We start from the raw sequence: 11,943 nt of genomic DNA, 5'->3' as shown, positions 1-11,943 counted from the left end.
CGCGGGTGCGTCCCCTCGGTGTCGGGTCCCGTGGCGCGGTGCGCGCGGGTGCCGGGCGTCCCCGTGCCGTGGCGCGCGGGGTCCCCTCCCCGCTCACCACGGGCCACGGCTCCGTACCGTCCACCCGGGCCGGCCGGGGACGCCGTCCGTCCGGAGGAGGCGGCGCCCCCGCGCCCGGGCGTGTCGGCCCGGCGGCGCGCCGGGAGCGGCCGTGCTGGTGTCCGCGCGGACGCGGTGTGGTGACTTGGCATCAGGGGACGCAACCTCAGCGGTGGACGGACGGGCGGGGGCGGACGGTGCGCGCCCGGTCCGGCGTCCGGCCCGGTGGTGCGGGCCGCCGGGCGCGGCGGCGGGGGCGGGGTCGCGCGGCCACCCGGCTACACGGCCATGCCGTACACGATGGTGAAGAGCGTGCCGAGGGAGCCGATGATGAACACACCGGTCAGTCCCGCGACGATGAGGCCCTTGCCCTGTTCGGCGCTGAACGTGTCGCGCAGCGCCGTGGCGCCGATGCGCTGCTTGGCGGCGCCCCAGATCGCGATGCCCAGGCACAGCAGGATGGCCGCGGCCATCACCACCTGGATCATCACCCGGGCCTCGTTGCCGAGGTCACCGAAGGGCCCCCAGTCCGGGGCGATCCCGCCGATGATGGTGGTGATGTCGCCCTTTTCGGCTGCCATAAGCATGTAACTCACCGCCCCTGTACGGGTAGTTCCCGACCCCCCGCGAGCGCGCAGGGGTCACGCTCATTCTCGCTGACGAATCCGCCTCAGCATGTCGACTTGGCGTCTTTCGCTGGCTGGTTTCGTACAAATTATTGTTCACCGGCCCCACGCGGTGGCGTGAAGTGGTGCACGGAGACCGTGTGGTGACTCTGTGTATCACGAGGCGTCACGCCGGGCAATGACGGCCCTGCGCAACCTCACATGTGTTCGGTCGTTAAGCCCTTTTCCCCTCCGTGGCCCGCTCTGCACCTCGCGCTCCGGGCCGTCGGGTGTGCGCCGGGTGCCCCATCGGGTGCGCGCGAGGGCGCGTCGACGCGACCCGCACTCCCCCGTTGCGCTCCTGTCGGCCCCCGGTACCGGGCCTACACTGGCGGACGGCGTGGGACTCGCCGGTGCGGAGGAGGGGTTGACGGTGCGTAGGGCACGCGGGGCCTGGATCGTCGCCGGAGCGGTCGTCAGCGGCGGCATCGGCTTCGTCCTCCTCCTGGTCGTCGGCACCTTCCTGGTCGCCGGGAACCTCGCATCGGGCGGCGGCGGACGGCAGGTCGGGCTGGCCAAGGGCGCGGTGCCCGCCGCCTACCAGCCCCTGGTGTCGAAGTGGGGCAACCTCTGCCCCGCCATCAACCCGGCGCTGCTCGCCGCCCAGCTGTACCAGGAGTCCGGCTTCAACCCGAAGGCGCAGAGCCACGCGGCGGCCCAGGGCATCGCCCAGTTCATCCCCGGCACCTGGGCGGCGCACGGACTCGACGGGGACGGGGACGGGGACCGCGACGTGTGGGACCCCGCCGACGCGATCCCCTCGGCCGCCTCCTACGACTGCAAGCTGGCCAAGTACGTCGAGGACGTTCCCGGCGACCCCACCAAGAACATGCTCGCCGCGTACAACGCGGGCGCCTACGCCGTCATCAAGTACGGCGGGGTGCCCCCGTACCGCGAGACCCAGAACTACGTGAAGATCATCACCAGTCTGGAGGAGAGCTTCGCGCGGCCCGTCGGCCGGGTGGAGCCCTCGCGCCAGGCCGCCGCGGCGATCCACTACGCCCAGACCAAGCTCGGCACCCCCTACCTCTGGGGCGGCACGGGCACCGCCGCGCAGGGCGGCAGGTTCGACTGCTCGGGGCTCACCCAGGCCGCGTACCGCACCGTGGACATCGAGCTGCCCCGGGTCGCCAACGACCAGTACAACGCCGGACCCCACCCCAGCCGCGACGAACTGCTCCCGGGTGACCTGGTGTTCTTCTCGGACGACCTCACCAACTCGCGGGCCATCCGGCACGTCGGGATCTACGTGGGTGGCGGCTACATGATCGACGCGCCGAGGACCGGCGCGGTGATCCGCTTCACCCCCATCGACACCAAGGACTACTTCGGGGCGACCCGGGTCACCGAGGACGGCGCCGAGGCGCTGCCCACCCGCCCCCCGTCGGCCTGAGGCGCGCCATGACGACCGCGACGGCTGTGACGACCGAGACCACCGTGACAGTCGTGACAGCCGTGACGGCCGCCGGGAACGGGACGAACAGGGCGAACGGGGCGGCTGCCGGAGTGGCCGGGACGCCCGGGGCGGGGTGCGGACGGGGACCCGTCCCGTGTGATGATGAGGAAGATCGGCACGCGCCACGGCGCGACCGGGTGTCCCCGCCCCGTGCCCGCCGCCCGGACCACGGCGACGCGTCTCTCTTGGATAACGTCTCAGTGATCTTTCGGTTGAGGGTGGAACGCGTTCCGGGGGGTCGTGCGTTCCTCGGAGGTGTGGCCCACGGGCCCGTTCCGGGGACCCCGGAACGGAACCGGGTGCCGCGCCGGACGGACCGGCGGCGGACACCGCGCGGGCCACGGGGATCAACGGGGGTTGATCGAGGAGGCGCACCGCCGGGTGCGCCCCCGGAAACGACACACCACGAAGGGGCCGCGGCACGATGGCTGGACTCGACGACTCCGGGTCGAACCCCGATGTCAGTCTGCTCTACGAGATCAACGGCCTGGCCAAGGACGCCCCCACCTGGTTCGACCACACCATGGAGTACGTGGGCGAGTACGGCCTGATGTTCGGGCTGGTCCTGCTCGGGGTGTGGACCTGGTGGAAGCTGCGGGCGAGCGCGAGCTGCCTGGAGGAGGCGGCGCAGTCGGCCGCGGCCGTCATCTGGGTGCCGCTGGCGGCGGCCCTCGCCGTCATCGTCAACATCCCCATCCGGGGCTTCGTGGAACGGCCCAGACCCTTCCTCGACCACGAGGGACTGGAGGTCCTCATCCAGGGGAAGACCGACTACTCCTTCGTCAGCGACCACTCCACCCTCGCCATGGCGATGGCGGTCGGCATCTTCATCGCCCACCGCAAGTACGGACTGATCGCCATCGTGATGGCGTTCTTCGCCGGGGTCTCCCGCGTCTACATGGGCGTCCACTACCCCACCGACGTGATCGGCGGCTTCGCGCTGGGCACCGCCGTGGCGCTGCTGCTCGCCCCGCTCGCCGCCCTGCTGCTCACCCCGCTCACCCGCGCCGTCGGGCGCTCCCGGCACGGCTCCTGGCTGATCCGGCCGAGCACCACCCCCGACCTCCCCCGCAACCGGGTCGGCGACCCGGGTTCCCGCTCCGGGGAACGCGACCTCGCCGCCTGAGGAACGCCCCTCCGGACCGAGGACGCCCTCCCGCCGGGCCGTCATCCGTCACCTCCCGGTGCCGGTGGCGGCCCGTCGCACGTCCAGGCGCCCTCACCGGGCACCCTTGCGCCTACAGGGACTGCGGGAAGACGAAGAACCCCGTGGGGTCGTACGCCGCCTTCACCGCGCGCAGCCGCCGCGCCGCCGGACCGTAGTAGGCGGTGCGCCAGTCGGCCAGCGCCGGGTCCGTGTAGTTCTGGTAGGCGGCCCCGGACGCGTACCGCCGCAGCGCGGTGTGGGTGCCGTCCAGCCATCCCCGGGCCGCCGTGCCCGCCGTGCCCTCCGGCCAGGACACCAGGTACTGGGCCAGCATCCGGGACCGCCGGTGGACGAACGCGGTGGCGGTCGGGGCGACCCGGTTCACCGCGCCCCCGAGCGCCGTCAGCGACACGCTCCCCGGTCCGCCGCGCACCCCCTCCACCCGGCCCAGCAGGGCCCGTGTCCCCGCCTCGGACAGCGACCGGTCGAAGAAGGCGGAGCGCGCCGCGTACGTCTCCCGGCCCAGCGCGCCCCGTGGCGAGCGGCCCGGCACCTTCCCCGGCAGTCGGCACCGCTCGGCCTCCCCGAAGCCCGAGCACCCCGCGTACACCTCCATCGCCGCCGCGTACGACAGGGGCCGCAGCGAGACTCCGGTCGCCGGGGCCCCGACCCGGTCGGCGAGGCGGTCCACGGCGTTCCGCAGTCCGCCGTGGGTGCCCAGCGAGAAGCAGTTCACCGCGACCCGGGGGGAGCCGCCGGGGGCGCGGGACAGATGCAGCGACGACCAGATCTCGTCGGGCTGCGCGGGCCCCCACTCCTGCCACGCCCGCACCACCGCCGCCGCCCGCGACCACGGCCAGGTCAGCCGTCCCGAGACGGCCCGGGACACCGGACGGGTGCGGAAGCGCAGCTCCGTGACGACGCCGAAGTTCCCGTTGCCCGCGCCGCGCAGCGCCCAGAACAGGTCGGGGTGCTCGTTCCGGTCGACGGTGAGCCGCCGTCCGTCGGCCGTGATCACCACCGCCCCGGTGAGGTGGTCGCAGGTCAGACCGTAGGCCCGGGACACCACCCCGTGTCCGCCGCCGAGGGCCAGCCCGCTGATGCCGACGGTCGGACAGGACCCGGCGGGCACCGTCACGCCCCGCGCGGCGAGCGTCCGGTACACCCCGATGAGCCGGGCCCCCGCGCCCACCACCGCCTCACCGCCGTCGATCCGGGTGCGGGACAGCCGGGACACGTCGACGACCAGCCGTCCGTTCCCGGAGGACCAGCCCGCGTACGAGTGGCCACCGCTGCGGATCGCCACCCGAAGGCCCCGCGCGCGGGCGTACGCCAGGGTGGTGCGGACGTCCGCGTCGTGCGCGGGGTAGGCGACGGCGGCGGGCCGCAGTCCGTCGAAGCGGGTGTTGTAGAGGACCCGCGCGGTCGCCCAGTCCGCGTCGCCCGGCCGGACCAGGGACCCGTCGAGGTCCGCCGCGAGGTCCCGCCACCGGGCGGCGGCGGTCGCGGTACGGGCGGGGGTGACCGGGGGACGCGACGGGGCCGGGACCGGGACGGCGGGCGTCCGGGCTCCGGAAGCGGACGCGATGGTGGGGGCCGCCGGGGTGGCGGGGGCCGCCGTCCGGGGTCCGCCGCCGTCCGCGCACCCCGCGACGAACGGGGCCGCCCCGGCCGCCGCCACCGCCCCGATCGCCCCGATCAGCGCCCGCCGTTCCAGCCCACGCGGTTCCGGTCCGCCCCGTTCCGGTCCGCCTCGTTCCCGGCCGGGTTCCCGTCCGGGCCGTTCCCGCTCCAGCCGTTCCCGTCCACGTCGTTCCATCGAGGTCCCTCCCCCCGAGGGCGCGCGCCCTCTCCCCCTGACGGGCCGCCAAGAGCCCGGACGGATACGTCACGCGTACCCGGACACGTAGACGTACCCCGTCCGGGCGCCGTTCCCCCGGCGGGGCGGTCAGTGGCGGGTGGTACGGATGGGTACGGGTGGTGCGGGGGCCGCAGGGGCGCGGGGTCAGCGCAGGGGGGAGGACAGATGTCCCTCGGCGTCCGAACGGGCCTTGCTGCGGGCGCGTCGGGCGGCGCCCCGCCAGCCGCAGTCGCAGTGGGCGGCGACGAAACGTCCCTGTTCGACGGTGACCGTGCGGTGCGCCGTGGGGGACGGGGGCTCGATCGGTTCCAGCTCGTGGGCCACGGAACCACGGTAGCCCCCCGGACGCGCGGTGCGAACCGGGGCGTGACGGGCGCCCGCACGGGTCGTTAGGCGGAACGACACAGCACGGGGCGTGCACCCGTCCCGACAACTACTCCACAGCCCTGGGGGTCGGCGATGGTGGTGCGGCGGTACGGGCGCGGCGGCACGGTGGCCCTGGGCGCCGCCCTGGCGGGGCTGCTGGCGGGGAGCGCCGGATGCGCGGGGGGCGGCGGAGTCGCCGACCCGCCGTCCGCGACCGCCGCAGAGACGGTGCGACGGGCGGCGGCGCGGCTGGCGGACGCGGGGACCGCGCGGGCCCGCACCGCGATGGACATGGCGACCGGCGGCACCCGGGTGACCATCCGGGGCGAGGGCGTCTACGACTTCGGACGGCGGCTCGGACGGCTGCGGGTGGTGCTGCCGCAGGACCCCACCGGCAGTCCCCGGCAGCGGCCCATCACCGAACTGCTCACCCCCGGCGCGCTGTACATGAAGAACCGGGGCGCCGGGGTGCCCGCCGACAAGTGGGTGCGGGTGGACACCGGGTCCGTCTCCGACGGGAACCTCGTCACCGGTGGCGCCACCGATCCGCTCGCCGCCGCCGAACTGCTGCGCGGCGCCCGGGCCGTGCGGTACGTGGGGGCCACCCGGGTCGGCGGGACGCCCGTGCGGCACTACCGGGGCACGGCGGACCTGGCCCGGGCGGCGGCGGTGGCCCGGGGGGAGACGGGACGGGCGCTCGCGGCGGCGGCGAAAGGGTTTTCCACCAGCGCGGTCCCCTTCGACGTGTACCTGGACGAGCGGGGGCGGGTGCGGAAGGTGCGCCACCAGTTCAGCTTCGTGAACGAGCGGCACGCGGACGCGGTGGCCGTCGCCTCCACGGTGCTGCTCTTCGGCTTCGGCTCCCCGGTGGACGTCCGGCTGCCGGACGCGGGCGACATCTACGCGGGCCGGATCGCGGAGGAGGCGTGAACGGCCGGCGGGGACGGTCGGCGCGGACCGCGCGGGGAGCGGGGTCGTGGACGGCATCGGCATCGGGAACGGGAACGGGGCCGGGGCCCGTGCGGTCGGCGGGGGAGCACGGAGCGCGAGGGGGCGTGCACGGCGCGCGAGCCGTGGCGGGGCGCGGGAGGGAGTGGAGGGGGCGTAGTCGACAGGACGGGGCGGAAATGGCCCGTCCGTGCCATGCGCGGTGTGTAGTCGCTGCCTACGCTAGGAAGCCGGTGGCGGCCAGGAAGAGGTGATGTGGGTGGCTCCGTCCAGTGGAACGGCCGTGCAGGACCACGTCGCCCTCGCCGAGATCGAGCTGTGCGGCGAGTTGATCATCGCCGCGAGCACCACGGGCGAGGAGCGGCTGAGCGCCGCGCGGATCGACGAGGTGCTGCGGGTCCGGGACGCCCGGGACGTCCGGCCCGACGCGGTGCGGTCCGGGGAGCCCGGGACGGCGGGGTCGGCGGGGACGGCCGGGGTGACCGGATCCCTCGCGGCCGGGTCCCTCGGGGAATCCGGGACGCTCGACGGGGCCGGGACGGCCGGTGGGGTCGAGGCGATCGACGGACGCGGCGCACACGAGGTGCGCGGCGGCCTCGACGGGCGCGGCGGTCCGGCGGGTCCGGGCTGCCGGGGCGTCACGGGCCGCTTCTGGGCCTGACGTCCGGCTTCGGCGACGGCGACGGCGGCGGTTGCGTGACGCCGGATGCGACAGCGTGCTGAGGACGGCGGCGTGACATCGGCCGCGACAGCGTGATGACGGCGGGTACGACGAGGTGACGACGCGACGCGGCGGTGCGGACGGCACCGCCGCCGCGCGGACGGCGCGGGGCGGGCCGGTCGCACCGCCGCGTCGGGACGGCGGGGGACGGTCCGGGTCCGTGGGCTGACCGGCGGGGGGTCAGGTGCGGAGCATCCGGGCGATCGCCTTGGTGGCCTCCTCGACCTTGTCGTCGATCTCGGAGCCGCCCTTGAGGGCCGCGTCCGCGACGCAGTGCCGCAGGTGCTCCTCCAGCAGCTGGAGGGCGAAGGACTGGAGCGCCTTCGTGGACGCGGAGACCTGCGTGAGTATGTCGATGCAGTAGGTGTCCTCGTCGACCATCCGCTGGAGTCCGCGGATCTGCCCCTCGATCCGTCGCAGCCGCTTGAGGTGCTCGCTCTTCTGCTTGTGGTAGCCGTGGATGCCCAGGTCGTGATCGGTGATCACTTCGGTGGTGCCCTCGGCGGCCGTCGCCGCGCCGGGGCCGGAGCAGCACGCGCCCGACGTCGTGGATCCGGTCTCGGTGCTCGTCATGGCGTCCTCCGTACTGTCGCCGCGCGCGGCGGCCACCCTCGTTTGCATACCCCTGGTGGGTATATGGTACCGAACTTTTCCGGGTACGGGAGGGTTGTCCGGACCCGGTGCCACCCGTCACCGTGGATGAGCGACACTGGTGGAACGCCGGTTAGCCGTGACTGGATGATGCGCCTAGCATCAGCCTGACCGAAACCCAGCATCCCGAGGACCCCACGTGCGTTTTCGTCTGACCCCCAGGGAGACGAGCTTCTACGACATGTTCGCCGCGTCCGCGGACAACATCGTCACGGGCTCGAAGCTCCTGATGGAACTGCTCGGGGCCGACGCGCCGGACCGGGCCGAGATCGCGGAACGCATGCGGGCGGCGGAACACGCGGGGGACGACGCCACGCACGCCATCTTCCACCAGTTGAACTCCTCGTTCATCACCCCGTTCGACCGCGAGGACATCTACTCCCTCGCCTCCTCCCTCGACGACATCATGGACTTCATGGAGGAGGCCGTCGACCTGGTCGTGCTCTACCAGATCGAACGGCTGCCGAAGGGCGTCGAGCAGCAGATCGAGGTGCTGGCGCGGGCGGCCGAGCTGACCGCCGAGGCGATGCCGCACCTGCGCACCATGGAGAACCTCACCGAGTACTGGATCGAGGTCAACCGGCTGGAGAACCAGGCCGACCAGATCCACCGCAAACTCCTCGCGCACCTCTTCAACGGCAAGTACGACGCCATGGAGGTGCTCAAGCTGAAGCAGATCGTCGACGTCCTGGAAGAGGCCGCCGACGCGTTCGAGCACGTGGCGAACACGGTGGAGACCATCGCGGTCAAGGAGTCCTGAACCCTCGTGGACACCTTCGCCCTGGTCGTGACCATCGGGGTCGCGCTCTTCTTCACCTACACCAACGGCTTCCACGACTCCGCGAACGCCATCGCCACCTCGGTCTCCACCCGGGCGCTCACGCCCAAGGCGGCGCTGGCGATGGCGGCGGTCATGAACCTCATCGGCGCGTTCCTCGGCAGCGGGGTCGCCAAGACGGTCAGCGAGGGACTGATCGAGACCCCGCACGGCTCCAAGGGGATGGGTATCCTCTTCGCCGCGCTGGTCGGCGCGATCCTGTGGAACCTGGTCACCTGGTACCTGGGGCTGCCCTCGTCCTCCTCGCACGCCCTCTTCGGCGGCATGGTCGGCGCGGCGCTCGCGGGCGGCACGGACGTCATCTGGTCCGGGGTGCTCGACAAGATCGTCATCCCGATGTTCGTCTCCCCGCTGGTCGGGCTGGTCGTCGGCTACCTGGTGATGTGCGGGATCCTCTGGATGTTCCGCCGGGCCAACCCGCACAAGGCGAAGCGGCACTTCCGGATCGCCCAGACCGTCTCGGCGGCGGGCATGGCGCTGGGGCACGGCCTCCAGGACGCGCAGAAGACGATGGGCATCGTCGTCATGGCGCTGGTCATCGCCGACGTCCAGGACTCCGGGGACGCCATCCCGGTGTGGGTGAAGATCGCCTGCGCGGTGATGCTGTCGCTCGGGACGTACGCCGGGGGCTGGCGGATCATGCGGACGCTCGGCCGCAAGATCATCGAGCTGGATCCGCCCCAGGGGTTCGCGGCGGAGACCACCGGCGCGTCCATCATGTTCGGCTCCGCGTTCCTGTTCCACGCGCCGATCTCCACGACCCATGTGATCACCTCGGCGATCATGGGCGTCGGGGCGACCAAGCGGTTGAACGCGGTGCGGTGGGGGGTCGCCAAGAACATCGTCCTGGGCTGGTTCATCACCATGCCCGCGGCGGCGCTCAGCGCTGCGCTGAGCTTCTGGGTCGTTCAGCTCGCCTTCGGCTGAGCGGGGCCCTCCCGGGTGGGTGCGCGTCGCCTCCGGCGGGTGCGCGTCGGGGTCCTCCGGTCGTGGACCCGTCCAGGCCGGTGGGCGTCCTTCGCGCAGTTCCCCGCGCCCCTAGTTCCTGCCTCGGACGGTGCGTTGTCTTCCTCGGGTCCGTCGTGGTTGTTCGCGCAGTTCCCCGCGCCCCTGACGGGGCCTGGTACGGCATCGGCACCGGGCCTGCTCGGGGGCGCCCCGAAGGGGCGCGGGGAACGGCGCGAGCGACCCCCACGCGCCCGCGCGGCAGCCCGGACCGGAAGCCCCCCGGACCGGAAGGCCGCCCCGGGAACGGGTGGCGCACCGGAAGAGGGGCGAGGGGCTAGAACGCGGCGCGTACCGTGCCGACCTCCGCCGAGCCGCCGGTGAGGCCCACGTGACCGATGCGGTCGAGGACCCCGTCCCGGACCCCGAGCCGTCGCAGCGCCTCCGCGAGGACGGGTCCCAGCGCCCGCCCCCCACCGTCCTCGATCTTGAACGCCAGGGCGCGCCCGTCGGGCAGCGCGACCGCCTGGACGGCCTCGGCGCCCATCTTCGCCAGCGTCCCGGGCACCGCCCGCATCAGCCAGGTGTCGGCCCGCCGGGTCCCGGCCACGTACTCGGGGTGCGCGCGCATCGCGTCGGCGACCCGGCGTTCGGGGGAGCCCACGGGCGCCAGGACGTAGGAGCGGAACGCCCGCGCCAGCCCGGTGAGGGAGAACGCGAACAGCGGCGCCCCGCACCCGTCGGTGCCGGTGGCGGCGACGGTCTCCCCGGTGGCCGACTCGACCGCCTCCCGCACCAGCAGCTGGAGGGGGTGGCCGGGGTCGAGGTAGGAGTCGAGGGGCCAGCCGTTGCGCAGACAGGCGGCCAGCATCGCGGTGTGCTTGCCGGAGCAGTTCATGACGATCCGCTCCCGGACGCCCCCGGCGGCGAGGTACGCCTCCGCCTCCACCGGGTCCAGCGGGAGGTCCGGCGGGCACTGGAGCAGCTCGGCGGTGAGCCCGTAACGGGTGAGCAGGGCCCGGGTCAGCGCCAGATGGAACGGTTCGCCGGAGTGGCTGGCGGCGGCCAGGGCGAGCCGTTCGCCGGTGAGCGGCACCCCCGCCCGCAGCACCGCCGCGGCCTGCATCGGCTTGCCGGTGGACCGGGGGAACACGGGCGCGTCGACGTCCCCGAGGGCCAGTTCCACCGTCCCGTCGGCGCCGAGGACGACCAGGTGCCCCCGGTGCCGTCCCTCCACGAACCCGGAGCGGACGACCTCGGCGAGCACCGGCGGCGCGACCGCCGACGGGACGGCCGGCGCGGCCGTCGGCCCGGCGGGTCCGCCGCCGGGCCCGGAGCGCGGAGCGGACGCGGGAGCGCCCCCGGAAGGGACGGCGGGCCCGGGGGTGGCCCCGGAAGGGACGGCGGGCCCGGGGGCGGCCCCGGACGGAACGGCGGGCCCGGACGAGGACGGGGGCGGGAACGGCGGCGCGGGGCTGGCGGACATGGCGGGTGGCCTCCGGGGAACGGCCCGCGACCGGGTCGCCCGGGATCGCCGGGCCGACCGCGTCAGGCGAGCAGATCGTCTACTTGTGCTTCGCCCTCACGGTACCTGCGGGCGATCTCGGCACTGCATCCGTCGGCGGTGCGCTGGAGGGCCTGCCGCCGTCCCGACACCTGCTGCTCGTACTGGACGAGCCGCCCCCGGGCGTCCCGCAGTTCCTGGTCGGTGCGGGCGGCGAGGTCGGAGAGTTCGACCTCGCCGAGGGTCTCGGCGGCCAGCCGTCGGTACTCCTCGCCCCGGGGGGTGCCCACCGTGACGTGCCGGGCGGAGGAGCGATGCCGGGCGGGCTGGTCGGTGAGGATCTCGGAGAGCCGGTCCACGACGGGGGTCTTGGGGTCCGCGCGCCGGGCGAGTTCCGCGCGCAGGATGTCGATGCGGCCCTGGAACAGCCGTCTCACGTAGCTGAGGTCGGCCTCGTCCCGTTGCGCCTCGCGGCGCAGTCCGCGCAGTTCGGGCAGGGTCAGCGCGGCCAGGTCCACAGTGGTCAGCCGGTCGAACAGCGGGGTCCCCGCGGTGCGCTGCGCGGGTGGTCGCGCGCCGGTCCGGGCGCCGCCCTTCACGGCGCCGCGCGCCCGGGGGCTCGTGCGGGTCAGTGACACGGGCACGGGCTGCTGGCGCCCGGTACTCGATGTGCTCATGTGATCGACAACCGTCCCCTCGACCGGTGCGGTCTACCGCCTGGGGAGCATCGTGCCACCCCGAG

General features: G+C 74.1%; 12 protein-coding genes. 6 read left to right on the top strand and 6 right to left on the bottom strand.

The features are described 5' to 3' along the window. Window positions 1-377: 377 nt before the first annotated feature. Entirely contained in the window at window positions 378-686 is a 309-nt protein-coding gene (locus ACVWNX_RS15415; RefSeq protein WP_454414498.1) for a hypothetical protein, read from the bottom strand. A gap of 445 nt (window positions 687-1,131) precedes the next feature. On the opposite strand from ACVWNX_RS15415, the gene ACVWNX_RS15410 reads away from it, so the two are divergent. Then, window positions 1,132-2,157 (top strand): C40 family peptidase, encoded by a 1,026-nt coding sequence (locus tag ACVWNX_RS15410; protein WP_454414783.1) that lies wholly within the window; start codon window positions 1,132-1,134, stop codon window positions 2,155-2,157. A gap of 487 nt (window positions 2,158-2,644) precedes the next feature. Continuing rightward, on the top strand, window positions 2,645-3,346 hold the full coding sequence (locus ACVWNX_RS15405; protein ID WP_454414497.1) for a phosphatase PAP2 family protein: 702 nt from the start codon (window positions 2,645-2,647) through the stop codon (window positions 3,344-3,346). A 112-nt stretch (window positions 3,347-3,458) separates the two neighbouring features. On the opposite strand, the gene ACVWNX_RS15400 is transcribed toward ACVWNX_RS15405, so the two are convergent. Together ACVWNX_RS15400 and ACVWNX_RS15395 are read right to left on the bottom strand one after the other, a co-directional pair. Beyond that, window positions 3,459-5,084, bottom strand: coding sequence for an FAD-binding oxidoreductase (locus ACVWNX_RS15400; RefSeq protein WP_454414782.1), 1,626 nt, complete (start codon window positions 5,082-5,084; stop codon window positions 3,459-3,461). A gap of 288 nt (window positions 5,085-5,372) precedes the next feature. Continuing rightward, window positions 5,373-5,552, bottom strand: coding sequence for a hypothetical protein (locus tag ACVWNX_RS15395; protein ID WP_454414496.1), 180 nt, complete (start codon window positions 5,550-5,552; stop codon window positions 5,373-5,375). A 135-nt stretch (window positions 5,553-5,687) separates the two neighbouring features. Between ACVWNX_RS15395 and ACVWNX_RS15390 the strand changes: the two genes are divergently transcribed. Next, window positions 5,688-6,524 (top strand): hypothetical protein, encoded by an 837-nt coding sequence (locus tag ACVWNX_RS15390; protein ID WP_454414495.1) that lies wholly within the window; start codon window positions 5,688-5,690, stop codon window positions 6,522-6,524. 301 nt (window positions 6,525-6,825) lie between these two features. Continuing rightward, window positions 6,826-7,203: a hypothetical protein gene (locus ACVWNX_RS15385; RefSeq protein WP_454415055.1), complete on the top strand. Its 378-nt coding sequence runs from the start codon at window positions 6,826-6,828 to the stop codon at window positions 7,201-7,203. 240 nt (window positions 7,204-7,443) lie between these two features. Here the strand turns inward: ACVWNX_RS15385 and ACVWNX_RS15380 are convergent, their stop codons facing one another. Then, window positions 7,444-7,836: a metal-sensitive transcriptional regulator gene (locus ACVWNX_RS15380; protein WP_454414494.1), complete on the bottom strand. Its 393-nt coding sequence runs from the start codon at window positions 7,834-7,836 to the stop codon at window positions 7,444-7,446. Between the two features lie 217 nt (window positions 7,837-8,053). Here ACVWNX_RS15380 and ACVWNX_RS15375 point away from each other — a divergent pair, with 217 nt between their 5' ends. Then, window positions 8,054-8,674, top strand: coding sequence for a DUF47 domain-containing protein (locus ACVWNX_RS15375; RefSeq protein ID WP_454414493.1), 621 nt, complete (start codon window positions 8,054-8,056; stop codon window positions 8,672-8,674). Between the two features lie 6 nt (window positions 8,675-8,680). Beyond that, complete coding sequence (locus tag ACVWNX_RS15370; RefSeq protein WP_454414492.1) at window positions 8,681-9,679, top strand: inorganic phosphate transporter; 999 nt, start codon at window positions 8,681-8,683, stop codon at window positions 9,677-9,679. Between the two features lie 355 nt (window positions 9,680-10,034). On the opposite strand, the gene ACVWNX_RS15365 is transcribed toward ACVWNX_RS15370, so the two are convergent. Beyond that, window positions 10,035-11,183, bottom strand: coding sequence for an asparaginase (locus ACVWNX_RS15365; RefSeq protein WP_454414491.1), 1,149 nt, complete (start codon window positions 11,181-11,183; stop codon window positions 10,035-10,037). Window positions 11,184-11,245: 62 nt separating this feature from the next. Then, window positions 11,246-11,878 carry an RsiG family protein gene (locus ACVWNX_RS15360; protein WP_454414490.1) on the bottom strand — a complete coding sequence of 211 codons (633 nt, stop codon included), beginning with the start codon at window positions 11,876-11,878 and terminating at the stop codon, window positions 11,246-11,248. Window positions 11,879-11,943: the final 65 nt, after the last annotated feature.

Source organism: Streptomyces sp. JNUCC 64, assembly GCF_054484115.1.
The sequence above is the reverse complement of the archived record's forward strand: the minus strand, read 5'-3'. Positions and strand labels throughout refer to the sequence as shown.